Source organism: Nostoc sp. UHCC 0870, from assembly GCF_022063185.1.
GTDB lineage: Bacteria > Cyanobacteriota > Cyanobacteriia > Cyanobacteriales > Nostocaceae > Trichormus.
Map to the genome: position 1 here is coordinate 2639173 of NZ_CP091913.1, position 25823 is coordinate 2664995.

The 25823-nt window shown below is 41.8% G+C and carries 20 protein-coding genes, 2 tRNA genes and 1 riboswitch; of the genes, 12 read left to right on the top strand and 10 right to left on the bottom strand.

Annotated elements, in window-relative coordinates:
* Window positions 1-5: 5 nt before the first annotated feature.
* The 5 genes from L6494_RS11495 to L6494_RS11515 form a co-directional block, all read right to left on the bottom strand.
* The gene (locus tag L6494_RS11495) at window positions 6-1073 is read right to left on the bottom strand and encodes an iron ABC transporter permease (RefSeq protein ID WP_237994912.1); all 1068 of its coding nucleotides are present in this window, start codon (window positions 1071-1073) and stop codon (window positions 6-8) included.
* Window positions 1073-2278, bottom strand: coding sequence for an ABC transporter substrate-binding protein (locus tag L6494_RS11500; RefSeq protein ID WP_237994914.1), 1206 nt, complete (start codon window positions 2276-2278; stop codon window positions 1073-1075). The genes L6494_RS11495 and L6494_RS11500 overlap by 1 nt, the downstream gene beginning before the upstream one ends.
* Before the next feature lie 71 nt (window positions 2279-2349).
* Window positions 2350-3222, bottom strand: a complete 873-nt coding sequence (locus tag L6494_RS11505; protein WP_237994916.1) for a (2Fe-2S) ferredoxin domain-containing protein — start codon at window positions 3220-3222, stop codon at window positions 2350-2352.
* 46 nt (window positions 3223-3268) lie between these two features.
* On the bottom strand, window positions 3269-5320 hold the full coding sequence (locus tag L6494_RS11510) for a TonB-dependent receptor plug domain-containing protein (RefSeq protein WP_237994918.1): 2052 nt from the start codon (window positions 5318-5320) through the stop codon (window positions 3269-3271).
* A 235-nt stretch (window positions 5321-5555) separates the two neighbouring features.
* A complete protein-coding gene (locus L6494_RS11515; RefSeq protein WP_237994921.1) occupies window positions 5556-5966 on the bottom strand; it encodes a DUF1636 family protein in 411 nt (136 codons plus the stop codon).
* A 295-nt stretch (window positions 5967-6261) separates the two neighbouring features.
* Window positions 6262-6405, bottom strand: a riboswitch (cobalamin riboswitch).
* 93 nt (window positions 6406-6498) lie between these two features.
* On the opposite strand from L6494_RS11515, the gene L6494_RS11520 reads away from it, so the two are divergent.
* Window positions 6499-7491, top strand: coding sequence for a methyltransferase domain-containing protein (locus tag L6494_RS11520; RefSeq protein WP_237994923.1), 993 nt, complete (start codon window positions 6499-6501; stop codon window positions 7489-7491).
* A 77-nt stretch (window positions 7492-7568) separates the two neighbouring features.
* Here L6494_RS11520 and L6494_RS11525 read toward each other — a convergent pair whose 3' ends face one another.
* The 3 genes from L6494_RS11525 to L6494_RS11535 form a co-directional block, all read right to left on the bottom strand.
* Complete coding sequence (locus L6494_RS11525) at window positions 7569-8387, bottom strand: SirB1 family protein (RefSeq protein WP_237994925.1); 819 nt, start codon at window positions 8385-8387, stop codon at window positions 7569-7571.
* A 92-nt stretch (window positions 8388-8479) separates the two neighbouring features.
* A complete protein-coding gene (locus L6494_RS11530) occupies window positions 8480-11671 on the bottom strand; it encodes an efflux RND transporter permease subunit (protein WP_237994927.1) in 3192 nt (1063 codons plus the stop codon).
* A gap of 113 nt (window positions 11672-11784) precedes the next feature.
* A complete protein-coding gene (locus L6494_RS11535) occupies window positions 11785-13338 on the bottom strand; it encodes an efflux RND transporter periplasmic adaptor subunit (RefSeq protein ID WP_237994929.1) in 1554 nt (517 codons plus the stop codon).
* 460 nt (window positions 13339-13798) lie between these two features.
* On the opposite strand from L6494_RS11535, the gene L6494_RS11540 reads away from it, so the two are divergent.
* The 7 genes from L6494_RS11540 to L6494_RS11570 all read left to right on the top strand — a co-directional run bounded on the left by L6494_RS11540 (window position 13799) and on the right by L6494_RS11570 (window position 17771).
* On the top strand, window positions 13799-14953 hold the full coding sequence (locus L6494_RS11540) for an iron-containing alcohol dehydrogenase (RefSeq protein ID WP_237994932.1): 1155 nt from the start codon (window positions 13799-13801) through the stop codon (window positions 14951-14953).
* A 110-nt stretch (window positions 14954-15063) separates the two neighbouring features.
* The gene (locus L6494_RS11545; RefSeq protein ID WP_237994934.1) at window positions 15064-15651 is read left to right on the top strand and encodes a TetR/AcrR family transcriptional regulator; all 588 of its coding nucleotides are present in this window, start codon (window positions 15064-15066) and stop codon (window positions 15649-15651) included.
* 4 nt (window positions 15652-15655) lie between these two features.
* A complete protein-coding gene (locus L6494_RS11550) occupies window positions 15656-16045 on the top strand; it encodes a tautomerase family protein (RefSeq protein WP_237994937.1) in 390 nt (129 codons plus the stop codon).
* Window positions 16046-16100: 55 nt separating this feature from the next.
* Window positions 16101-16532, top strand: a complete 432-nt coding sequence (locus L6494_RS11555; RefSeq protein ID WP_237994939.1) for an acyl-CoA thioesterase — start codon at window positions 16101-16103, stop codon at window positions 16530-16532.
* A 64-nt stretch (window positions 16533-16596) separates the two neighbouring features.
* Window positions 16597-17241, top strand: coding sequence for a glutathione S-transferase family protein (locus L6494_RS11560; protein WP_237994940.1), 645 nt, complete (start codon window positions 16597-16599; stop codon window positions 17239-17241).
* Window positions 17242-17338: 97 nt separating this feature from the next.
* A complete protein-coding gene (locus tag L6494_RS11565; RefSeq protein ID WP_330911086.1) occupies window positions 17339-17482 on the top strand; it encodes a hypothetical protein in 144 nt (47 codons plus the stop codon).
* Window positions 17454-17771 carry a helix-turn-helix domain-containing protein gene (locus L6494_RS11570; RefSeq protein ID WP_237994943.1) on the top strand — a complete coding sequence of 106 codons (318 nt, stop codon included), beginning with the start codon at window positions 17454-17456 and terminating at the stop codon, window positions 17769-17771. The genes L6494_RS11565 and L6494_RS11570 overlap by 29 nt, the downstream gene beginning before the upstream one ends.
* Window positions 17772-17814: 43 nt before the next feature.
* Here L6494_RS11570 and L6494_RS11575 read toward each other — a convergent pair whose 3' ends face one another.
* Entirely contained in the window at window positions 17815-20694 is a 2880-nt protein-coding gene (locus tag L6494_RS11575; protein ID WP_237994945.1) for a sensor histidine kinase, read from the bottom strand.
* 154 nt (window positions 20695-20848) lie between these two features.
* Here L6494_RS11575 and L6494_RS11580 point away from each other — a divergent pair, with 154 nt between their 5' ends.
* Window positions 20849-22003, top strand: a complete 1155-nt coding sequence (locus L6494_RS11580; RefSeq protein ID WP_237994947.1) for a quinone-dependent dihydroorotate dehydrogenase — start codon at window positions 20849-20851, stop codon at window positions 22001-22003.
* A gap of 178 nt (window positions 22004-22181) precedes the next feature.
* Here L6494_RS11580 and L6494_RS11585 read toward each other — a convergent pair whose 3' ends face one another.
* Window positions 22182-22943 (bottom strand): hypothetical protein, encoded by a 762-nt coding sequence (locus L6494_RS11585; RefSeq protein ID WP_237994949.1) that lies wholly within the window; start codon window positions 22941-22943, stop codon window positions 22182-22184.
* A gap of 537 nt (window positions 22944-23480) precedes the next feature.
* On the opposite strand from L6494_RS11585, the gene L6494_RS11590 reads away from it, so the two are divergent.
* The 3 genes from L6494_RS11590 (at window position 23481) to L6494_RS11600 (ending at window position 25396) form a co-directional block, all read left to right on the top strand.
* A tRNA-OTHER gene (locus tag L6494_RS11590) sits at window positions 23481-23605 on the top strand.
* 26 nt (window positions 23606-23631) lie between these two features.
* Window positions 23632-23757 (top strand) — tRNA-OTHER (locus L6494_RS11595).
* Between the two features lie 37 nt (window positions 23758-23794).
* On the top strand, window positions 23795-25396 hold the full coding sequence (locus L6494_RS11600) for a TROVE domain-containing protein (protein ID WP_237994951.1): 1602 nt from the start codon (window positions 23795-23797) through the stop codon (window positions 25394-25396).
* The last annotated feature ends 427 nt before the right edge of the window (window positions 25397-25823 follow it).

Here is a 25823-nt window from a genome sequence, read left to right on the forward strand (position 1 = left end):
TCTAATTACTTACGCCTCAAAATCACCCAACTAACCACAGGAGTACCAATCAAAGCCGTAATAGCATTCAAAGGTAAAACCATCTGACTCACCCAAACTTGAGAACACAAATCCGCCACCAAAGCCAAAATTGCCCCCATAAATATCACACTAGGGATTAAAATTCGATGGTCAGAAGTCATAAACAGACTGCGACACAAATGAGGAATAGCCACACCCAAAAATGCGATCGGGCCACAAAAAGCCGTAATAGCACCTGCTAAAATAGAAGCACTAGTAATCACAGAAAATCGAGTTTTCTGCACCGTTAAACCCAGACTCCGCGCATAAGATTCACCCAATAAAAGCGCATTCAAGGATTTGGATTGCAACACCGCCATTAATAAACTTAAAAGTATCACCGGAATTAAAACAATTAACTGTTTCCAAGTCACCCCAGCGAAACTACCAAAAGTCCACATAATATAACTTTGAATCCGTTCTTGAGAACTAAATTGCAACAAAATACTCACAATTGCACTAGTAGCATAGCCAAACAATAAACCTAAAATTAGTAGTGTCATTGTATCTTGTACTCGGCGAGAAACCGCTAACATCACACCCAAAACCGATGCTGCGCCGAAACTAGCGGCTATCACCAACCCAAAATCAGTAATGATTCCCAAATCATTTAATAAAGTCGGTGTAGTCACACTTGCAGTTAACACCACCAAAGCTACACCTAAACTTGCACCAGAACTAATTCCTAAGACAAAAGGCCCCGCCAAGGGATTTTTAAATAGAGTTTGCATTTGCAACCCACTCACACCCAAAGCCGCACCTGCTAAAGTTGCTGTCAAAGCTTTAGGTAATCTAAATTTGAGAATAATATGAGCATGAGTCACCTTTTCTGGTTCTTGTCCCAGTAAAATATTGATAACTTCCTGAATAGGAATAGAGACAGAACCCAAAGCTAAATCTAGTAAAAATGCAAAAACAAAACCTATAATTAGCAGTAAAAAAGCTAAAGTTTTGATAGACGTAGATTTGGCAGAAAATAACAGGTTAGTTAGGAGATATTTTTTCAGTAACATTATTGAATAAATTTGCGGTAATAAAATAGTTGATGATTCGGTAATATTTCTGGATGTAATATTTTAATTAAATCTGAGAGAACAATATCAGGGTTACTAATTCCCCCCTCCCAGTAATCATTACCACCACTATCATTTACACGAGCATTGTTATTATAAAGATTACCTGTTTTCACAGCTTGAAAATCAGCATAGCGACTATCTTCAGCGACTACATCTTTCAAACTCTGCCAAGATTGGCTAAAATTCAACCAATAATCAGCATTAGCTGCACGTTCTAACACTACTTCAAAAGAAAGGGGGAGACTACCAGCAGATTTATCATCACTCCAAAGATATTTTCCTCCAGCATCAGCCAGATATTTGGCTACATAACTTTGACCAGCCGGCATAAACCAAGTACCTTTAAAGTTAAAGCCAACAAATACAGTTGGACGCTGTTTTAAAGATTTAGCTTTTGCGGCTATTTGTGTATATTTATTTGCAATTTCATTAAATATATTTTCTGCTTGTGCTTCTTGATTAAAAAACAAAGCTGTAAATTTCAACCATTCACTTCTTCCCAATGGTGTGTCTTCCATATACTCAGCATTTATCGCCACCTTCAAACCCACCTCTGTGAGTTTGCTATAACTATCAGTTTGGGAATTCCCTGTACCGAAGGTTGTCACTAAGTCGGGACTTAATTCTAATAATTTTTCTATATCCACATTGGAATTATTGCCGACCTGTGTAATCTTTCCGGCTTTAATTCTTTCAACTACATCAGGAGTATTGACTTGATTACTATTACTAATCCCAATCAGTTTATCAACTACACCTAATTTGGCTAGGTGGGGTAAATGTGTAGTTGATAAAGAGACTATCGAGTTAATGGGAACTGTAATTACCTGCGCTTGATTAAATCCTTGGGGTGTGGGAGTTCCACATTGAACTAAAACATATTGAAACTGGGTTTTGGCATTTTGCCAAGGGTTTTTAATGGTGACTACTTTGTAGTGTTGATGATATTCTACTGCAAAGCCTGTGGCATGGGTGATTGTAATTTTATTGGGGAAGTAATCTTGATTGGGGTTGTAGTTTTGAGTGCAGGTGTTAGTTGATGTGTGAATTGTGGTGTTATGACAGGCGATGATGAGGGTGGCTATGAGGAATAATTGGCAGAGGAAAATGATTGGTTTTTTAGGGAATTTTACCAATTTCATGTTTTTTTATCTCGCGCAAAGGCGCAAAGGCGCAGAGAGTTTCAGAGAGATTTTGGCGTGATAAATCCGGGTTAGGGGGTTTGGGGTGGGTAGAGGTTTTCGGTGATTTTGTTACCTTTAATTAGATGTTCGTTGACTATATTTTCGGCAACATTGGGGTTAACGCGAGTGTACCAAGTTCTATCATTGGAATAAAAGACAACTGGGCCGAGTTGACACACTTCTAAACAGCCGGAGGTTCTTACTTCGATGTCTAAACCTGCTTCTTCTACTGCTGATTTTAAGGCATCAAATGTAGGTTGCCATTTGCGGGAAGGAAGACAGCGTGTAGAGGTACAAACTGAAATATAGGAATGTTTGAGAGGATTTTTGGTAAATGGTATCGGTTTTTTACCTAATACATAAATATCTCTTAATTCTTGATAAAGAGTTAATTTATCTAAATTTGGTTTACCTTCCGGTAATAAGTTTTCACCATCTACGAAAGGATTAGGTAATAAAATCGTCATCAATTGTTCATTAGCACCATTCCAAAATTGAATCCCCCAACTACGAGGATTACCTTCAGTATTAAACCGACGATAAAAAGCCGCACGACTAACTTGACGCTGCTTCCTCACTTCCACAGGAGTCTTACACAAAGGCCCACCAAAATTAGTATCAATACATAAATGTAAATGCCAACCCTCAGCCGCTACCGTCAAATATCCATCATAGAGAATACAAAGCTTTGGTGGTGCATTAAATTCCAACTCCAACACACTACCTTGAACAATATGTCCAACCCCAACCTGCTGCCAATTTTGTTCAAACAAAGTATAAACTAACGACGCTAAAACATCACTGCCACAATCAAAATACTCATACTCAACAAACCCCCCCGTAGCTAAACCTTCCCGCACCACCTCATTAACTGGTGTCACCCAACAATTAAACTCACTCATTTCTAACTCTCCTTTGTGCCTTTGCGCCTCTGCGCGAAAAAACTCTTTAAAACCGAGAATTCAACCCAACCTGAAAAACCCTCCCCCCATCAGGAAACCCAGGAAACAACTGATAACGCTGGTCAAACAAATTATCCAAACTACCAGTCAATACCAAACTATCACTTATCGGCACACGCATCTTTAAATCAAAAGTCGTATACCCCGACAGAAATTCCGTATTAATATTATTAGTTGGATATCCATTTAAAGAATTCATCAACACCCCCAAATACCAACCTTGACGATTTTCGTAAGACACCCCCAAATTTAACTTATCAGCACCAGCAAACCGTAACTCCTTATCAACCTCCGCCGGATTAGCACTTTCTAAAATACGCGGATCATTAGCCGTATAATTAATAAAAGCGTAGACATTTCTCGCTAACTGTAAATTTAACGAAGCTTCAATTCCCGTAGTATGAACTAACCCGATATTTTCCCAAGTACCTGTATTACCATTCACAGGTGGAGTGAGTCTTTTAAAAGCGATTGTATCAGAAACTCTGTTACTAAAAAATGTCAGCCTCAACAAGCCAATACTACCTAACTTTTGGTCGATACCCACATCAAAACTATCCCCTTTCTCTGGTTTCAGTTCAGGATTACCGATGTTAGTAGGATTATTATTAAATAAATTCGCTATCGTAGGAGCGCGGAAATTTCTGATATAGTTAGCTCTGAGTGTCGTTGAGTCTGATAACGCTAACTTTGCCCCTACAGATGGTGATGTAAATGAACCATTCACCAAGCTACTAAAATCTTGACGTACTCCTAAATTCATACTCAAGCTAGGAGAAAAATTAATTTCATATTTACCAAAAATTGCCCCTTGATCTATGGCATCATCATAATTTTCTCTCGTGATATTTGTACCATAATTAAATGTAGTGTTACGTACATTCGTATTTCGGTAATCAAAGCCATACACTAAGGTTTGATTCTTGGCAAAGTTCCAGCTATGTGTGGTTTGAATACCATAGGAATCCTGTTTAGTATCAAAGCGATTTTGAGATGTAATTGCACCGCTACGATTATCAAAACGAGTATTGAGAAAATCAGCGTAAACTCTCGCTGTTAACAGTGAATCTTTTCCGCTTCCTAATTTGGAATTCCAGGTTAAATCAGTGAGAACTTGGTCTGTATATTTACGATTATTCTCAGTCAGAGAGTTAAAAAATCCCTGTCCAAATTCGGGTACAGGAATCGGTACGCCTCCCGGTACTCCCTGTTCTTTACCTAAATATAAAGTTGATAGGGTTAATGTATTACGTTTACCTAAATTTGCCTCTAGTTTAACGTTAAAGTTATTAAAGAGTGCATCATTATTTCTTCTCGTCCCCTCAAAATTGGCTTCAGGAATGGTGAAAGGATAATTATTTTGTGCTTGAGTACGGTTATATCCAACTACCCAAGAAATATCACCTGTTCTCCCACTATTTTGAATGCTTTGTTGGTTGAGTCCATATGAACCAATATTAACTTTGGTTTCCGTGGTGATTTTCTCTGTAGGACGACGGGTAACAATGTTAATTACCCCACCTATTGCGTCAGAACCATAAAGAGTTGAACCGCCTCCAGGTAATACTTCAACTCTTTCAATATTGTTAGTTGTAAATTCTGAAAGGTCGAAACCACCACCACCAAGATTATTAATTGGTCTACCATCTAACAAGATTAAGACTTGACCTGTATTAGAACCGCGAATAAATTGACCGCTTAAAGCATTTACTTCTGTTCCAACAGTACCGTCACCTAAAATACCAGGGAGAAATCGCAGTGCTTCTTTCACTGTTCTCGCACCTTGCGCCTCCATTTCTTCGCCAGTAATGACATACACCGGACGGGTGGAATCTTTCACTGTCCCTTCCCGACGAAAGGGAGAAAATACAGGTTCATTGAGTAGTTTGTCAATAACTGTGAGTTCAATATCTGGTTCTTGTTCTTGTGTAACTTCTGTAGCTATAGTGCTGAAATTTTCCCACAGCATCCCTACGGTGATAGTCAAACTAGAAACAATAAGTTGAGTCCCCCATCTGGTAATAAACTGAGTACGCATTGGTAATTTAAGCCACCTGTATCACTAAAAATTGGTCGCAAGCAAAGATTTGAGCTTTTTTAGTAAAAAAACCCTCAACCAGTAGGAAATCTGCTATTTATGATAATGATTATGATTATCACATAAATGGTGCGATTTACAAGCTAGTTTCAAAGGTTTGTAGTAATAACTTTAGTGCTGAGAGCCTTGAGGACTAAAGTCCTTACTACGAACTTTATACACTAATAGTCATTAATTAACAGCAATTTACGGTTAATTTTGCCCACTTATTTAGGGGTGGTATTTTTGCTAAGATGCCTCTTTTTAAAGGTTCTGGTCGTTCTGACCAGGGTAGTAACCCATCTTGTTTATCATAGTATTGACTAGCACATTGCAGCACCGCAGATGCACTACTATCTACTGGTAAATTGCCGAAAAGATAGGTTAATTTTCCTTCTCCTTTTAAGGCGATAACGCAAGCATGGTTGCAAGCACTCATACATTCAACGCCTTGAATGGAGAATTGATGTTGCAATTCCCAGGTTTGTGCAAGTTCTTGAAGTTGTTGTAATAGTTGCTGTCCGCCACTTTCACCAACTCGCTTGCCATCTTGCCATACACTGGCGCAGGTCGTGCAGACAAATATCGTATGCTGTTTTTGATTCATTGATTTTCAGGCGTTGCTGATTAATGGGGTGATTTTTGTTGGGTGCATATTGCAAGCAGAACCCGCAGGATAGGCGCACTGGGGATAATGTAAATATGCGAAGGGAAATATCCGATACAACTGGGTTTTCAGCTTTGTACCTAGAACCTTCTGTGGAAGAATTTGTATTAGTAGGAAACTGTCTACAATTTCATCGAAATTTGTAGTCTGTGGGGTATATCTGACGCTATGAGACAGTAATCCTGTTGAATTGGGAAAATATTTATGGCAATATTCACCTGTACCTCGCAGATGGGAACTTGTTTTATTGGCGGCGGGCATTCTGACTTTGAGATTTACATCTCATCACAGCTGCGGGACAGTGCCGGATTTACACCGAATCTTTCCCCGTTACCTCTGATGGCTGTTCCCCATCAGAACCGTATATTTGGATATCATACAGCAATTTTAGCGATCGCACTGATTTTTCAGGAAAACAAGCTATCTAAGATAATAAGATAAAATTGTAAAGAAATGTTAAGGCTCTAGGTTCATGAATTGGTTTGTTTCCGGGCTAGGACTGCTGCTAGCACTAATAGCGATCGCCATTGTATTGTATCTGGTTACGGCTCGCCGTTATGAATCATCTAATTCGGTAGCTAATTCCTATGATGAATGGACTGAAGACGGGATTTTAGAATTCTATTGGGGTGAACATATCCACTTGGGTCATTATGGTTCACCGCCACAACGTAAAGATTTTTTGACCGCTAAATCTGACTTTGTACGCGAAATGGTGCATTGGGGTGGGTTAGATAAGTTACCCCCTAAAACCACTGTATTAGATGTAGGCTGCGGAATTGGGGGTAGTAGTCGCATTTTGGCACGAGATTATGGGTTTGCGGTTACAGGTGTAACAATCAGTCCCCAACAAGTCGAACGCGCTAAACAATTAACTGCTAAGGAACTTGATGTACAGTTTCTTGTGGATGATGCGATGGCACTTTCTTTCCCAGATGCTAGTTTTGATGTCGTTTGGTCGATTGAAGCCGGCCCGCATATGCCCGATAAAGCCGTGTTTGCCAGGGAGTTGATGCGGGTGTTAAAGCCTGGTGGAATCATGGTTTTAGCTGACTGGAATCAGCGAGACGATCGCCAAATACCGCTCAATTTTTGGGAAAAACCAGTCATGCAGCAACTACTAGATCAGTGGTCTCACCCTGCTTTTGCTAGCATTGAAGGCTTTTCTGAAGTGTTGGTTGAGACAGGATTCGTTGAGGGGGAAGTCATCACAGCCGACTGGACACAACAGACACTTCCTTCTTGGCTAGATTCTATCTGGCAAGGGGTCACTCGACCAGAGGGATTGGTGCGGTTTGGTCTATCTGGTTTCATTAAATCTCTGCGAGAAGTCCCGACTTTGTTACTGATGCGGTTAGCATTCGGTGCGGGTTTGTGCCGATTTGGGATGTTCCGTGCTTTACGGGCTAATTCTTTGCCACAATCAACAGAGAAGACATTGACTAGTGAAACTGCTCAAGTTTGATATTGTAATAAGAATGAAGCGATCGCACTCAACTTGGTGAGCTAATTCGGATCACTCAACATAGGCTGATGTCACCCTTAACTATCTAAATCGCTAAGTAACCGCCGAATTAGCGCAGCGTCTTCTGTGTTGGGAGTTTTGGTGAGATAATTTTGTAAATCTGCCGTGGCTTCGGCATAATTGCCTAGTTGATAGTTTAACAGACCGCGATCGCGCACTTCTGAAGTAGCATCAGGAAACAACAGTAAAATCCGTTCTACTACAGCCAAGCTTTTTTCTAGCTGTTGTTGTCTGAGGTAGATATATTTCAAATTAGCTAAAATTCGCGCCAAGAATTGCCGATTACTCACTGTGGCTAAAAATTCCGGGCGTAAAGTCACGTTTTGCTGAAACATTTGATTCAGCCTGTCTTGGCAATCTTGGGTAAACATCACCTCGCCGCGATTGAAAGCATCTACAAAAATCTCCATGTCGGGAATTGCCGGACGAATCAGGAAATGTCCTGGCATTCCTACACCAGCCATCGGAAAATCTATGCGGCGGGCAATTTCCAAATAAACCAACGCCATTGTGATAGGAATACCCGTGCGTTGATCAATCACATCATTTAAAAAGCTATTTCTGGGGTCATAATAATTACTTTGATTCCCTATAAATCCTAAGTCATCGTAAAGATATTCATTAATAGTTTGAATGACTCGTAATGGATAAAGTGAAGATGGCAAGCGTTCTTTAACTTCTTCTGCCATCGTATCCAAGACATTTAAATATTCTTCTATATCAATGTAAGGAGATTCTTCTTTGGCAATGTACAAAGCAGCCTTAGCTAAGTCAATATGCTCATCCGAATGCTGAATTTCTTGGTAAAAATATTGTCGTGGTAAAGAGAAGTTCATACGCAACACCTGATAGTAGTTCGTAATTCGTAATGGGCTAACGCCCCGCTCCGCTAACGTAATTCGTAATTACAAATATGAATTATATGGATTTAATCATTGGTTTTTGTGGCTGAAGCCGCAGTTTTTCTATCCAATGAAGTTGCACCTGTTTCTAAGGCTGGCTTCTGATTTGGTTTCAAGAAACTTTCAGTCATTGTCTTAATTACAATATACAAGATTGGCACGACAAACAAGCTTAAAAAAGTAGCGATTAGCATTCCGCCAAACACTGCTGTTCCTAAAGATTGACGACTTCCTGCACCTGCACCTGTGGCAATAGTTAAGGGAAAAATACCGATGAGTGTTGAAAAGGCAGTCATGAGAATTGGGCGTAAACGTTCTTGAGCCGCTTCAATTGCTGCTTTGGCGATGGGAAGGCCTTCTTCTCGTAGTTGGTTAGCAAACTCTACAATCAAAATCGCATTCTTACTAGCCAAACCAATCAACATTACCAAACCAATTTGACAGTAAACATCATTAGCAAAACCCCGCATTGATTGGGCTACCAGTGCGCCAAAAATTGCTAGAGGTACAGCTAAAAGAATGATGATTGGGTCTACGTAGTTCTCATATTGGGCTGCTAGTACCAAAAACACAAATACTAGTCCTAACCCAAAGATGAGGGGTGCTAAACCGCCTGATTCTTGTTCTTCTAAGGAAGTCCCAGACCATTCATAATCATAGCCGACGGGTAAAACTGCTTGGGCTACTTGTGCCATTTTTGTAATTGCATCACCGGAACTAAAGCCAGGCGCAGCCGCACCGTTAATTTCTATTGAGCGAAATAGATTGTAATGGTTAATTGTTTGCGCGCCCACTATTGAAGTAATTTTGACTAAATTACTCAGGGGAATCATTTGATTAGTTTGCGATCGCACATACAATTGTCCAATATCTTTGGGATTAGCGCGAAACTGTTGGTCTGCTTGCACATACACGCGATAGTTACGCTGTTGCAGATTAAAATCGTTCACATATCGAGAACCCAAAGAAGTTTGTAAGGTACTGAAAATATCATCAATGGAAATTTGCAGTGCTTTGGCTTTGTTGCGGTCTACTTCTACTAGTAGCTGTGGTGTATTAGCCGCAAAGGTACTAAACACCGCTTGTAATCCTGGTGTTTGGTTGGCGCGACCAAGTAACTGTCCCATTGTCTGCACCAGATTTTCTAAACCGCTATTCCCTCGGCGGTCTTGGAGTTGAAAGGTAAAGCCGCCAAAGTTACCCAAACCCTGAATTCCCGGTGGGTTGACAGGAAAGACTCTAGCTTCTGGGATGGATAATAATTTCCCTTGTAGTTTACCAATAATTGCTTGTACTGATTGGTCGGGTCTGGTACGTTCAGCCCAAGGTTTTAAGGTGGTGAACACAATACCAGTGTTGGCTGTACTACCACTAAAACTAAAACCTCCCACAGCAAAAGTTCCGACAACTTCAGGTAGTGGGAGGATTTCTTTTTCTACCTGTGCCATCACATCACTCGTGTATTGTAGAGAAACCCCTTGCGGCCCTTGAATAAGGGTGATGAAATAACCTTGGTCTTCATCGGGTAAAAAGGCTGTAGGAACTGAGGTGTATAGCCAAGCTGTCAAGCCCAAGGAAACTATGAATAGACCAATTACAATGCTTTTAAAGCGGATGAGTAAGGATAGCGATCGCCTATATTTTTCCCTGACTGCATCGAGGAAGCGATTAATCTGATCAAAAATCCGACCCAGCCAACCTGATGCTTTTTGTCCTGGACGCAGTAATAAAGCACACAAAGATGGTGTCAGAGTTAAAGCCAAAAATGTAGAAACGACAATTGAGAAGGCGATCGTTAAGGCAAATTGTCGATACAGTGCGCCAGTAGTTCCGGGAAAGAACGCCACAGGAATAAACACCGCCATCAATACTAAGGAAGTCGCAATGACTGCACCAAATAGTTCTGCCATTGACTCACTAGCAGCACGGCGGGGATTCATCCCTTTTTCTTGAATAAAACGGCTAATCTGCTCAACTACAACAATGGCATCATCTACAACCATCCCTGATGCTAAAGTCAAACCAAACAAAGTCAAACTATTAATCGAAAAGTTAAAAACTTTCACAAAAGCGAACGTTCCCACCAAAGCCAAGGGAATAGTCAACGCTGGAATTAAGGTAGTCCGCCAGTCTTGTAAAAAGACAAAAATCACCAGTACCACTAACACCACTGCCATTAATAGTGTTTTAACCACTTCTGACAATGATTCCTCGACAAACATTGTCGTGTCAAAAGCTACCTGATATTGCATTCCTGGGGGAAAACTCGGAGCTAATCGCACCATTGCCTCTTTAACTCCCCTGGCTACATCCAAGGCGTTACTTCCCGGAACTTGATAAATCCCTAAACCGACGGCATCTTTGGCACGAAATCGTAAAAATGTATTGTAATTTTCTGCCCCTAGTTCGGCTCTACCAACATCTTTGAGTTTAATTAAAGTGCCATCATTCTCAGTTTTCAGGACAAGTTCTTCAAACTCTTTTGCATTCGTTAGTCGGCTAACTGCCCGCACATCCAGTTGATATTGTTGTCCTTTGGGTGCAGGTTCTTGTCCAATTCTCCCCGCACCAACTTGCAGGTTTTGTTCCGCCAACGCATTGGTGACATCTTCTGTAGTTAAACTCCGACTAGCCAGGCGATTAGGATCTAACCACAAACGCATAGCATAGCGGCGTTCCCCAAAAATCCGCACTTCACCCACACCCTTAACTCTTTTTAAAGCATCTGTTAAGTAAAGGTCAGCATAATTACTGAGGAATATATTGTCATATTCCTGATTGTCAGTGTATAAGCCGATCGCTAACAAAATGTTATTAGATTGCTTAGTGACCCGCACTCCTGTACGCTGCACAACATCTGGTAATTGAGCTTCGGCAGCAGAAACACGATTTTGAACATCGACGGCGGCAATATCTTTATCCCGCGAGGCATCAAAAGTCACTGTGATATTGCTTGAACCGTCGTTACTGCTGCTGGAAGTAATATATTTTACTCCCTCAACACCGTTAATTTGCCGTTCTAAGATGTTAGTGACACCGCTTTCCACTACTTCTGCACTCGCACCAGTGTAGTTAGCAGCAACGTTGATTTGAGTAGGGCTAATATCTGGGAAACGCGCAATAGGTAATGTGGGAATACTGATTGCTCCTACCAGCAGAATAAATAACGCGCAGGCGGTAGAAAATACTGGCCGCTTAATAAAGAAGTCAACAAACATATTTGGGGATTGGGGATTGGGGATTGGGGATTGGGGACTGGGGACTGGGGATTGGGGATTGGGGATTGGGAAAAGTTCTACCTTGCCCCCTGCTCCCTGCCCCCTGCCCCCTTCTAAGACTCTGGAACAATAGGTGCGCCGTTGGTGAGGTTGAGAATACCGGAAACTATGATTTTTTCGCCGGCTTTTAGTCCTTCTAGAACTTGATAATTGTTACCTTCAATCGCTCCTAATTTCACCGATTTTTGTATAGCTACTAAAGACGGCGCGTCTGGTTGGGGGCTTTCTGGTGCTTGCGCGACAAATACAAAGGTTTCTCCACCTAAGCGAGATACGGCTGTGACGGGAATTAACACGCCTGGACGTTCATCCCAAATCACTTTGGCTTGGACTAACTGGCGATTGAGTAGTTGTCCCGTACCATTGCTAAAGGTGGCTTTGGCTAAGACTGTTTGGGAATTGGAGTTGGCGTTGGGTTCAATGAAACTAATCCTACCTGTGGTGGTGGGGTTTCCTTGGGTATCTAGCATCTGCACGGGTAATCCCGTCTGCAATTGTGCGGCTTGGTTGAGGGGAATGGATATATTTAGTTCTAAAGCACTGTTTCTAGTCAGTGTTGTCAGTTCATCACCTTTGCTGACAAAGCTACCAACTCTCACGGGGATATTACCCACAATCCCCGTCAAAGGTGCTAGGACGTTCGTGTAACGCACTTGGGCTTCGGCAGATTTGACTTGGGCGGCGGCTTGGGTAACTTGCGATCGCGCTTGGGCTATTTCTTCTGGACGTGCGCCGTTTTCTAATTGTCTCAAGTTTTGTGTTTGCTGTTCTAGAGCAGCCGTTAGTTCGGTAATATCAGAACCTCGACTTTTACGCAGTTGCTCTAATCGTCGCTGGGCTTCTCTTAACCTCGCTTCAGCACTACGTCTTTCTCCCAAATATCCTTCTAAAACATCTTGGGACACTGCACCCTCTGTCTGAAGTTTTTCGTATCGCTTGGCTCGTGACTGCGCTAACTCTACATCAGATTTCGCTGATTCAATTTGCGCCTCAGCTTGAGCAATTTCCTCTGGACGCGCTCCACCTTGGGCATCTGTTAACCTGGCTCTAGCTTGGGCTACCTGCGCTCTGGCTTGGGCAATTTGTTCAGAGCGAGTCCCGGCTTTGAGTTCCGCTAGGCGGGCGCGGGCTTGTTCTAAGGAAGCTTTAGCTTGCAATAACTGGGCTTGAACATCATCACTTTGCAGACGAATTACTACTTGCCCTTCTTGGATGCGATCGCCTTCTTTGACTAAAATTTGGCTGACTCGTCCATCAATTTCTGGTTTAAGTACCACTGAGCGCGGTGCGTCTAAAGTGCCGACAAATACAGAGCTTTCTTGTAAAGTTCCTGTTTCTACTGTCGCTAATTTTACAGGAATTCCCCTCGGCTGACCCGCCGCCATTCCTGGGGGGCTATTCCCCGCCAGGCTACTTTGCCACCACCTCCAGCCAAAACCACCACCGATAATTAGCAAAATGATGCCAACAATCACAGGCCAACGCCCTTTAGGACTAGGTGTAGATTGTTTTTCTGGCTCTACCAGAGAACTATCTTGAGTTTCGGTAGCCTGAGAATCTTCTATCTCTACAGGTAGTGAGGAATGAGAACTATCTTGATGGGACATATTTGATCACTCGCTCTTAAATTTTAACTAGGGAAATTACTGAGATATTTTCTATAGATTGAATCTTTAAAAACTAATTTTGGTCTGGATTAGGTAGTCAACAGTCAACAGTTCAAGGTGCGTTAGCCTACGGCATAACACACCCTACCGACCATTTACATTTCTTCATATACATTGGATTTTTCTCAGCAACTTACTTACTCAGACAGAATTAATTACAAAAATTTTTTTCCTGTCACCTGTCACCTGTCACCTGTCACCTATGCAAGCACTTGCTTACAAGTGCAAGTAATTGCTTGCATTATATACAGATCGTCGTAAAATTTGTATAAATTCAACAAATTGAATATTCTGTTCCAGTGAGTGCGATTGATGATGTCGCGATCGCCAATCAGTATCCCGATTAGTCAAACTGATTAGAATACTCAAGACGCAATATCAATCCTTAGTTTAAGCACTCATGGAAAATTTTGTTTTTTACAACCCAGTTAAAATCCTCTTTGGTAAAGGTCAAATTGCCAAAATTGACACTGAAATTCCGGCTGATGCCAAAATTCTCATAACTTACGGTGGAGGTAGCATCAAAACCAATGGTGTCTACGATCAAGTTAAATCTGCGTTATCTGGACGGAATATATTTGAGTTCGGTGGAATTGAACCTAATCCCCGCCTAGAAACACTAATGAAAGCTGTAGAATTAGCCCGTCAAGAAGGGATTGATTTTCTGCTGGCGGTGGGTGGTGGTTCAGTTCTGGATGGAACTAAGTTTATTGCGGCGGCGGTTTACTTTGAGGGCGATCCTTGGGATATTCTCGCCAAGCAAGCACCCGTGACTGCGGCTGTACCTTTGGGTACTGTATTGACCCTCCCTGCTACGGGTTCGGAGATGAATACAGGTGCTGTGATTACTAAGGCACAAACAGAGGAAAAACTCTACTTTAATAGTAATTTGGTATTTCCTCGCTTCTCTGTTCTTGACCCAGAAACGACTTTTTCCTTACCTCCAAGACAAATTGGTAATGGGATTGTTGATGCTTATACCCATGTAATGGAACAGTATTTGACTTATCCCGCCAATGCACCATTACAAGACCGGATGGCGGAGTCAATCTTGAAAACGCTGATTGAGGAGGGGCCAAAAACCCTGGCTAATCCCCACGATTATGATGCACGAGCTAACTTTATGTGGTGTGCAACAATGGCTCTCAATGGATTAATTGGTGCGGGAGTTCCGCAAGACTGGGCGACTCACATGATTGGTCATGAGTTGACGGCGGAACATGGTTTAGATCATGCTCAGACTTTGGCGATTGTGCTACCAAGTACCCTGTCTGTGAGACGCGATCGCAAATGGCAAAAGCTTCTACAATATGCAGAGCGAGTCTGGAACATAATTGATGGTAGCGAAACCGAACGCGTAGAACAAGCGATCGCTCAAACTCGCAACTTCTTTGAGTCCCTCGGTGTCCGCACTCATCTATCTGACTACGGTGTAGGCTTAGAAACCATTCCTGTAATTATCAAACGTCTAAAACAGCACGGTTTAGCCGTTTTGGGCGAACAGCAAGATGTAGACTCTCAAGTTGTCGAGAAGATTTTAACCCTTTCGGCTTAATTTAGTAGAAACGTAGCATTGCTACGTTTCTACTAAATTTCTGAGTGTATTGACTATATTAGATAAATACTGCTAATCTTAATCAGACCAATCGGTCTTAAATACTTTTAATGTCCAAAGGCGAAGAAACAAAAGCTCGGATTATCCAACAAGCAGCCGAACTGTTTAACCAACAGGGGTATGCTGGTTCGTCTATTTCTGACATTATGCGGGTGACAGGATTGCAAAAGGGGGGAATTTACAATCATTTCCAAAGCAAAGATGAATTAGCATTACAGGCTTTTGATTATGCGATCGCTTGTGTGAGCAAACATTACAGATTAGCATTACGCAACGAACGCCATGCGATCGCACGTTTAAAGGCGATCGTGAATGTATTTAGCAGTTTTGTAGAAAATCCACCCATCCCCGGAGGGTGTCCCCTACTGAATACGGCCGTTGAAAGTGATGATGCTCATCCGGCTTTAAGAGAACGTACTCAACAGGCGATGACAGCTTGGCTTAATCTCATTCGCCACATCATCGAAACCGGAATTGCAAAAGGTGAAATTCAACCTGGAGTCAATGCGGATGAAATAGCTAGTATCATGACTGCAATCTTAGAGGGTTCAATTATGATGAGCAAGTTATATGGAGATAATATTTATATGCAAAGAGCCGTTAATCATCTCAACCAGTACATAGAAACTCACCTTTAGAACAATGGTACAAATCAAAGTTTATGGTTTAGCTGACAAGCTCAACCCGATTAAAGCAGAGCTATCAAATATCATTCATGTCGCTCTAATTGAAGGATTACAGATTGCTCCTGAGAAAAGATTTCATCGTTTTTTTCTTTTAGATAAATCTGATTTTTATTACCCATCAGACAGGTCAGAAGATTATTTAATTATTGAAATTAGTATGTTTGAAGGGCGTTCCGTTGCTACTAAAAAGCAGCTAATTCGATTGTTGATTCAAAACATAAGTACACAATTGAATATTTCAGTAGATGATATTGAAATTACAATTTTTGAATTACCTAAATCCAACTGGGGTATCAGAGGTTTACCCGGTGACGAATTAACACTTAACTACAAAGTAGAAGTTTAATTTTTTTTATGCCTTTACAGACCGGATGGTCTGAATGTAATATTTAGGATAAATCATGCTAACAACTGAGAAAACCCATAGACCATTAGAGATAGTATTAAGCATACCCGTAAGAACTTATGATATAGATTTTGTGGGTATTGTCAGCAACATAGTTTATATCAGGTGGCTAGAAGATTTACGCCTCAAGTTTCTAGAAGAACACTGGCAACTTGAGCAACAGCTTAAGCAAGGATATGCACCAATTATGGCAGGCACAGAAATTGAATATAAACGCCCAATTAAGCTAAATGATCAAGTAATTGGCCGTTTATGGTTAAGTAATTTGGGACGTTTAAAATGGACTGTACAAGCTGAAATTTTAGCCAATAAAGAGTTAGCAGCAATCGCCACACAAAAAGGTGCTTTTATGAGTTTAGAAAGTAGTCGTCTAATTCCCATTCCAGAGGGATTAAAACAGAAATATTGTCAATCTCAGCAGGCGTAACCAGCAAAAATTTTTATAGTTCAACAAACCATTCGGTCTTTTTATTCATCCATAGGAGTTTTCGATGTTGAAATTTTACTACGCTCCCCTTTCACCTAATGCTCGGCGTGTGTGGATAACTTTATTAGAAAAAGGAATTGATTTTGAACCGATATTAATGAAATTAAATGGTGATCAATTACAGCCAGAATTTTTGGAAATCAACCCATTTCACCATATCCCAGTTGTAGTAGATGACGGGTTTAGGGTTATAGAATCTTTGGCAATTTTAGATTATTTAGAAAGTAAATATCCCACACCGGCATTATTGCCTAATGATGCTCAAGGATTGGCAAAAGTCAGAATGGTGCAAATGGTGACAGCTAATGAATTATTTCCCAAAACAATTACACTAATTTGTGATAATCCCGACTCACCGCAGTTCTTACAAGCAGTACAGCATATAAATAAAGTGCTGCAATTTTTAACAGAAATTATTGGCCATTATACTTTTTTTAATGGTGAAGAATTAACCCTAGCAGATATTGTTGCAGGAACAGTTTTACCATTTTTACCTAACTTGGGTGTAAGTCTGGATGATTATCCCCAACTACAAAACTGGTGTGAACAAATTAACCAACGCCCAGCATGGCAAAAAACCCTACTCAGCGATGCAGACTTTGAGGAATTCAAACGGAGGGTGAGATTTTTGGTAAAGAGTAATAAGTAATGAGTAATGAGTAATGAGTAATGGGTATTTCCTCATTACTTATAATGAAGATCGTTGATTTTTTATTTTTGGCTTTTCAAAAAATGAACGCAGTAACATTGACAAAGATGAAGAAGAAGCTCTGAAAATGTTATCCAAGCAATTACTTGCTTATACACCAGAAGAGCTTGAGCAGGCAAAAAATAGTAATGCGTTAATAGAGGTGATTTGTAATGCGGAAGAAAAAATCGGCGATTCTTGAAGCGGTTCATGAAACAGCGTCAGACCTAGACAAAGCTGGGCTAATGAATCAAACTACATTGCGCGAATTTGAACACTTATGTCTACCTCCTATTGAGCCTCTAGAACCATTACAAATTAAAGAAATACGGGAATCATCTCAAATCAGTCAAGCTGTTTTTGCACGTATTTTGAATATAAGCCCTTCAACAGTTCAAAAGTGGGAAATAGGACAAAAGCGGCCTAGTGGAGCATCTCTTAAGCTACTGCACTTGGTAAAAAATCGTGGGTTAAACAGTGTGCTTTATTAAAGTCAACACCATACCATTGATCTCATGCTGTCCTTCTGTCGGGTTAAGCTAATGGCAATAGTAAGCGGCTAACTACTCGATTATCAGGTAACTGGTAGAGATGTAATTCTCCTCCTAGTTGCTGCATTAGCTGTTGACAGATCAATAAATGTAAACCTGGGAGTTGATCTAAATGACTAGGTGTTAGTACATCCTTACGTGTCATTTGCTCTAGTTCTGTTAGTAACTCTGGTGCAATGATACCGTTATCTGTAATTGATAACTCTAGGAATTTTTCATCTAAGCGACGACACCAAATATCAATTCTGCTACCATGAGGGGAACGTTGACAGGCGGACACTAATAATTCGTTGAGGATTAATTCAAATTTGATGATGTCGCCAACGATCGCCATTGGGGAAGGGTAACTGGAAGCAACGACACCTTTGACTAAGCCAGAACCATTGTTTGTCTCTAGTTCTTGTGTCGATTGTCCCAACCCATGAACCCCAATCCAGAGTTTTTGTTTTTGAACTAAGTTGTCTATGCGTTCGAGCGATCGCTTCAACAAGCTGGCTATGGGCATGGTTTCCCCATTCATGTACAATTGCCATTGTTCTTGTTTTAACAATCCTGTCATCGCCGCAGTGGTGTGATCTAACTGTCGCCACAATAACTGGTAGCGTGTCTGAGTCAATTCATTATGAGGAATGCCCAAATCATGAATTTGACCGATTAATTGTGTTGTTGTTCTTTGGGCTTCTTCTAACCGCCGATGTTTGTACCAGTTGAGTTGACGTAATTCTTGGGTTGTAGATTCTAGACTTTTGCTGATTAGCTGTTGACGACGCAACCAAGCTAATTGCTCAATCAGAGTTTCTATCGCATTTAGGGTTTGTTGGGGCCAATAGCGTTCTGCATGGTCTGCTAACACAATTATCCCTGTGGGTTGATGAATAGCAGCAGTCCGTAAAGCTATAACCAAAACCTTGCCCATTCCTGGACAATTTAACCATTTTTTGGTTTCTGGTGGTAAATCATCGGCTTTCAGATTTAAGTAGCCATCTTTAGACAACGCCCACTGAATCAATGCTTCAGACTGTACAGATATTTGTGCATCCGTGCGAATATTAAATTGACTATCACCAATTACTCCGGGTATAATCTCCGCCTGAGACTGGCCAGAAGACCAAGACAACATTAAGGCTAAAGGACAACCAAGAATAGATGCTATTTGTTCCAGAGTGGTAGTTTCTAGATAATTTTTTTCTGTCTCAGTGCTTTCACTATGGGCTTCTTCTAAAATGCAGAGAGATTGTTGGATACTCTGGACAATTTTTTGCTGTTGTTCACTATTGGTTAGTAGTCGCCATTGCCGTAAAACTACGCCAATTTGTTGACTGACAATCCACAGCAGTTCTTTTTCGAGGGTTGTCCAATTGTGATGCTTGGTGTGGGTAATTAGCAGGATTGCCTCTGGTCGATGACTTTGAATGCAGTTGCAAACTAACAGCGATCGCACTCCATTTTCTATTAAAGGTGGTCGCCAGTTAAAAAAACGTAAATCTTCCTCTAAATTCTCAATTTCTACTGTTTTTGTCGCCGATTTCAACATCTGTCTATCGGTTTCGGTCAATAAACTAAAAGCAAAGGTCAAAGGACGGCGATTATGGGGTTGAGTTTGATAGACGACTTGATAGTTATTCCGGTCAGCGTCATACTGTAAAACTAAAAAGCGGGTAGCACCTAACCGAGTTAACACTTTGGTAGCACAAATACGTAAAGTTTCTTTGAGGTCTTGATAAGTGTAGATAGCTTGAGCAACTTGGCTAGTAAGTTGGGAATCCTCTTTAATTTGTTGAATGGTACTGTCCATTTTTTCAGTCGGAGCTACTAGAGAGACTAAACCCGCCGCACCTTGGACAAAATTTTTGTCTGCTTCTGACCAAATGCGCGGTTCAACACCTTCGACAGCCAGAAAACCCAAGAGGTCTTGTTGCCAGATAATTGGAGCAGCCAAGAGCGATCGCACCCGCCAGCGTTTCAATAACTTGGCTGTAAAATGACTATTTAGGGAACTGCGAGCATCACCAATCCAAACAATTTGATTAACTGACAAAGCATAATAAAAATCGCTCAACTCTTGCACAGTCATACCGGCCGCCGGCTGTTCACGCTGTGCATCTCTATTCATTTTCCTGAGTTGATTGGTAATCCGACACCAAAAATAGCGTCCTTGTCGATCAAACCAGTAAATATTAGTACGACTGGGAGCAACAAATTCATGGGTTGCTTCTACTACTGCTTTGAGTCTTTCTTCTAAATTATTGAAGTTATGTAAATTGTCGAGTAATTCTAATAACGGTTCATCAGGACGCTTGCTTTGCTTTTGCTGCAAATGAAGTTCATTTTGATACAGTATTGACCCCAGTTCCCCTAAGACAATCATCACACTAGTTTTGGTTTCCTCTGGGATCAAATAACCCCAGCGTTCCGCAGCTATTAACAGCAAACCCAAACAACGGTCTTTGTAGCGTATGGGAAAAATAATTGTTCCCCGAACGTTGTGTTTTTTACCTAATTCCTGGCATTCGCCAATTCTGGTTTCAGTGCGGATATCTGCCACTCCCACAGCGCGCTGTTGAATAACTACTTGCTCTAATAAGTCACCTGGACGGAGAATCAACCGTTTGCGTAAAAAACTATCCTCGCCTCCAGGAGTGACACCACCTTTACCTAACAATGTATGCTTGATGCGATCGTAAACAGCAATCCAAATCAAACTGTAATTAAACTGCTGTTGAATATAAGAAGTAGTAATTGCAATCAGAACCTCAATATCATCCTCTTCCCTTAGACTTTGCAAAACGCGTCCTAGGGCAACAATCTGCTGTTCGCCGGCTATAGGTGGTTGTGGCTGCCCCATCTGATTATTAGTCAACATAGCTTGTAATATATAAGATGCCCATAAAGTAGCCCTGACTAATATTGTTTCGATTGTTTATTCGGAGTTCTGGATGGAAGGGACTGGGGATTGGGGATTGGGGACTGGGGATTGGGGACTGGGGAGACAGAACGAATAACTAAGACTATTTATTATGGATATTTATCAAATTGCTATTCGTCCGGTTTTATTCAATTTATTAAAAGCAGATCCAGAGTGGTCACATCACCAGGCGATCGCAATCTTAAGTTGGTTATCACATCAAAATCATACTGGTAATAATTGGCTACCAAGCCTGTTACAAAAGTCTCTATGTCTAAAAAATCACCGCCTAGAACAAAATTTATTTGGTTTACACTTTCCCAACCCCCTAGGTTTGGCGGCTGGTTTTGATAAAGATGGTGTAACATCTGGCATCTTGTCAAGCCTGGGTTTTGGTTTTGCGGAACTGGGAACTGTGACATTTGTAGCACAGCCAGGAAATCCTCGTCCTCGTTTGTTTCGCTTGCCTTTAGATCAAGCTGTTCTTAACCGCATGGGGTTTAATAATAGTGGTGCAGCAGCAATGGCAAAACTGTTAACTCAAGAAAAACAAGAGTTCACTTCATCTATACCTATAGGCATTAATTTGGGTAAGTCGAAAGTTACTCCCCTAGAAGCAGCAGCAGAAGATTATTTACATAGTTTTCAATTACTTAAAGAGTTGGGAGATTACTTTGTAGTCAACGTTTCTTCACCCAATACACCAGGTTTGCGATCGCTCCAAGATGCCTCTATGCTCAGTTCTATCTTGGATGTACTACAAAAAGAAAACAACTTACAAAAACCAATTTTTGTCAAGATAGCCCCTGATTTAGAATGGGAAGCGATCGCGGATATTATTACTTTGGCGAAAACCTACCAGCTAGCCGGGATTATTGCCACTAACACTACTATTAGCCGTGAGGGGCTAAAAACCCAAGTGATTGACAAAACTGGCAAATCACCTGAGCAAGAAGCTGGGGGAATTAGTGGTGCGCCAGTACGCGATCGCTCCACAGAAGTAATTAAGTTTATCTGTCAGCAAACCCAAGGACAGATGCCAATTATCGGGGTAGGTGGCATATTCTCCCCCGATGATGCTTGGGCAAAAATTACTGCTGGTGCTAGCCTGATCCAAGTTTATACAGGCTGGATTTACGAAGGCCCAATGATGGTCAGCCGCATTCTTGAAGGTTTACTAGTCAAGTTAGAACAAAATGGCCTAAGTTCCATTTCGGAAGCCGTAGGTTTAGACGTTAAAAAGAGTCTAGGGACTGGGGACTATTAAGAAGCAGAGGGAGCAGGGGAGCAGGGGGAGCAGGGGAAGCAGGGGGAGCAGAGGAGAAAAACTATTGACTAGTGACCCTTACCTAACTTACTACTCAGCACTCACTACTCAGCACTCACTACTCAGCACTCAGCACTCACTACTCAGCACTCACTACTCAGCACTCAGCACTCACTACTCACTCATCTACAGGAAAGAACTCCTTAGTTTTTTCTGAAAAAGTCCAAGCAATACCATCAGGATCGCGGTTGCGACTCCATTCAGGAAATTCTGGATCATTGCGCCGTTTATATACAGTGCTGGAATAAACATTCAGCCGTTTAGCCAGTTCTGATTGAATCAAAGAACCAAAAACTAACTGTCTTGCTAGTTTTTGTTTAGCTTCTTCAGTAACAGCTGGTGGTGGTAATTCCGGTTCTGCTTCTGCTAATACTGGTTCTGCTGCGAATGGTTCTGGTGCAGGTGGTGCTAATTCTGGTGTAGGTGGTGCTGCTAAAAGCGATCGCGCTTCCTTCGTTACTGGTGGGGTGGCTAGTTGTTTGACAGGCTCGCTACTGTCAAGAATGTTACCTAGAATACTGCCAGTGATGAAGTAATAAACTTCACCTGTTTCTCCAGCAGGTAGTATACTTGCACCAAATTCAGATGCTTTACCATCTAGATAGCGTTTTGCTTGTGTGCCGGGAAAGTTGCCCCGAATTGCCAAATCTACAGGTGTAATTTTGCCCTGATTTTCTCGAACCAACTCACTGAAAATCGGGTTAACTCGCTGACACCACTGTTGCCATTGGTATTGTTGCCATACATTTAAACCAATGAGCAACACCAGAAAAGCCAGCAAAAATTTCCAGGTAGTAACCAGGAAAATAATCACAAACGATATTGGCAAAAGGAGAACGAGAAAGCCTTTCCCGCTACCTTCTATTGTTTTTTCACTCATGCCGATTTTTGCCAACCGAATTTTTTGGGAAATAATATATTATATTGGCAAAAATCGGCGCAGGTTTTTGTATAGTTTGGCAAAGTTATGGCAAAAATCAGCAAAATTATCATTAGCTGCGATCGTATAAAACTAAAAAACCTGATAATTTCGGCAAAAAGCTGCAAAATATTTTTCCAAAATACATAGCTAAACAAGTTTTAACAGAAACAAGTTGTGAACAGTCCTTATGGAATTAAGCATTCTAAAGTGCTGATTACGAACTTCAAAAAAATTTTAGTCATCCTCTTGACTTTTCAAATTACATATACTACATTAATACTACAAGCTGATTTTCCCAAAGGAGTTAGCTAAATCAGTAGCGGATAGTTCAAATACCAGAACACCCACCTTGCCTGACAAGGCCGACCTATTGAGGGTTATCGAATAACATCTTGATTCCCAACGCCCTTGATTAAACTTCTGGAGGTGCAGGTGTAAATCCTGCTCCGCTAAATCTAAACTAAAGACGTGATTAATCGTGTCTATACATTCATGTGGTGGGTAGCTCAGTGGATAGAGTGCCTAAACGTCCTTATTCACCCCTTGCCTGTAAAGGCCGAAGAATTGAGGGTTATCGCCTGCAAAGCGGGAGGTCGCGGGTTCAAATCCCGCCCCACTACACCAAATCTAATTTTTAACTTTCATGTGGCAGGTAGCTCAGTTGGTAGAGCGACGTAAACATCCTTATTCACCCCTCGCCTGCAAAGGCCGACGAATTAGGGTTATCGCATATTTAAGCCGGATGTCGCAGGTTCGAGTCCTGCCCTGCCACCTTTCATTTTTGCCTGCAAGGGCTGGGAGATGAAGCCATGAATTACAATTTCTTTACCAAAAACAAGACAACTACACCACAAAATCAACCCATCCCCGGACGAGAAGCCGAGATGATGAAAGGGCGTTCAGGTGGCTGGATGTTTGATGCTGGCATTTGGAAAATGTTGCGGCGTTGTCTGTTGGTTGGGACAGCCCAAAGCACATACTATGCTGGCAAACAAGAACTTACAGAAGATTTTGTGGTAGTTGTAAAACAAGCTGTCGCGGAAAATCCCAGTCGTGTTGCAGAAGAAATCTTGTACGCCAGTGATGGACACGCCATCAATAACAGCGCACCTATTTTTGCTTTGGTGTTGCTGTCAATGGGTGAAACCCCAGAAGCAAAACAGGCTTTTGGTGAAATCTTTCCCCAAGTTGTCCGTACAGGTAGCCATTTCTATGAATGGTTGAACTACACCAAGTCTCTGCGGGGGTTCGGTAAGATAGTGCGGGAAGCTGGTAAAAGTTGGCTATCTCGTGAAGATGTCAAAGGTTTAGCCTATCAACTGTTGAAATATCAACAACGTCAAGGCTTTACTAACCGTGATGCTTTACGGTTGTTTCACGTCAAACCACCTACAGAAAACCACCGTCAACTTTATGAGTGGGTAGTCAAAGGTTGGGCAGAATTACCAACTGCAATACCTTCTGAGGCGTTAGCACAGATTTGGTGGTACGAATGGCTGAAGCACAACCCCAATGAAACCCACCAAGCCATTTTGCAAGGACGCTTAACCCATGAAATGGCTACACCCGTGGGTAAGATGGATAAGCAAGCTTGGCAATTACTATTTCAGGAAATGCCTATTGGTGCAATGTTGCGTAACTTGGGTTCATTAACTGAATTGGGTGTGTTACGAACTGACGAAAGCACAAACTTATCGCGTGTAGAAGCAGTTCTCAACAACAAAGAACATCTGCGGAAAGGTCGTATTCATCCCATCGATGTTTTGAAAGCACTCAAAACTTATGAGTCTGGAGGAAGATTAGGACGCAGTAAGAAAACTTGGAGTCCAGTTCCCCGTATCGTGGACATCTTAGAAAAAGCCGTTGAGTTGTCCTTTGATGTGGTGCAACCCACAGGTAAAGTATTCATGCACGCCGTAGACGTTTCTAGTTCTATGGGTAGCTTGGTTGCAGATATGGGACTAAGCTGCTGTGAAATTGCCACCACAATGGCATTAGTTACAGCCAAAGCTGAGAAAAACTACATGATTCGCGGCTTTGCTACGGAATTTCGGGAGTTGAATATTACCGCCAAAGATAGTTTTAGCTCTGCGGTGCGGAAAGCCAGCAAGCAAAACTTTGGCGGAACAGATGCGTCTGTAGCTTATGACTGGATGATTAAGCACAAGTTCAAAGCCGATGTTATCTGCTTCTGGACTGACTCCGAAAGCTGGGCGGGTTATAAGCATCCCTCTCAAGCCTTGGCTGAGTACCGTAAAAAGGTGAATCCTGATGTTAAGGCTGTGTATGTCAGCTTGACACCTTACCAAATTACCTTAGTAGATCCCAAAGATCCTTTATCTTGGGATTTGGCAGGGTTTGACCCTGGTACACCTCGCATTATCCAGATGCTAGCTACAGGGGAGTTGTAAAGAGAGTTGAATAGCTTTAAGGATAAATGGTAACTTTTATCCTTTTTCATGGCGGGTTATCCTGATTCATCACTTGCCCTTCGGGGACGCAGAATATAGGGTTATCGGTTACGTCTCCACCATTTGTGGGGATTAGCGGGTTCAATCCCCGCACCCGCCTTTTACCGAAGAGGCAGAGGGGAAGGGGGCTCTTAGCAGGGGGAACAAGCCCTTCTCTTCTGCGCGGAGCGTACCACTTCGTGGAAGCAAGCTACGCGTAGCGTCTCGTAGAGAAGCGGAGCATGGGTATGTTCGCGGAGCGTCTCGTAGAGAAGCCCCGCCCATAAGCGGGCGTTCTTACTGGGGCGGAGTACAAGCTCTGTCTCAGTTTTCTCCCTTGCTCCCTGCTCCCTGCTCCCTGCTCCCCTGCCTCTTTTGACATCCTTGT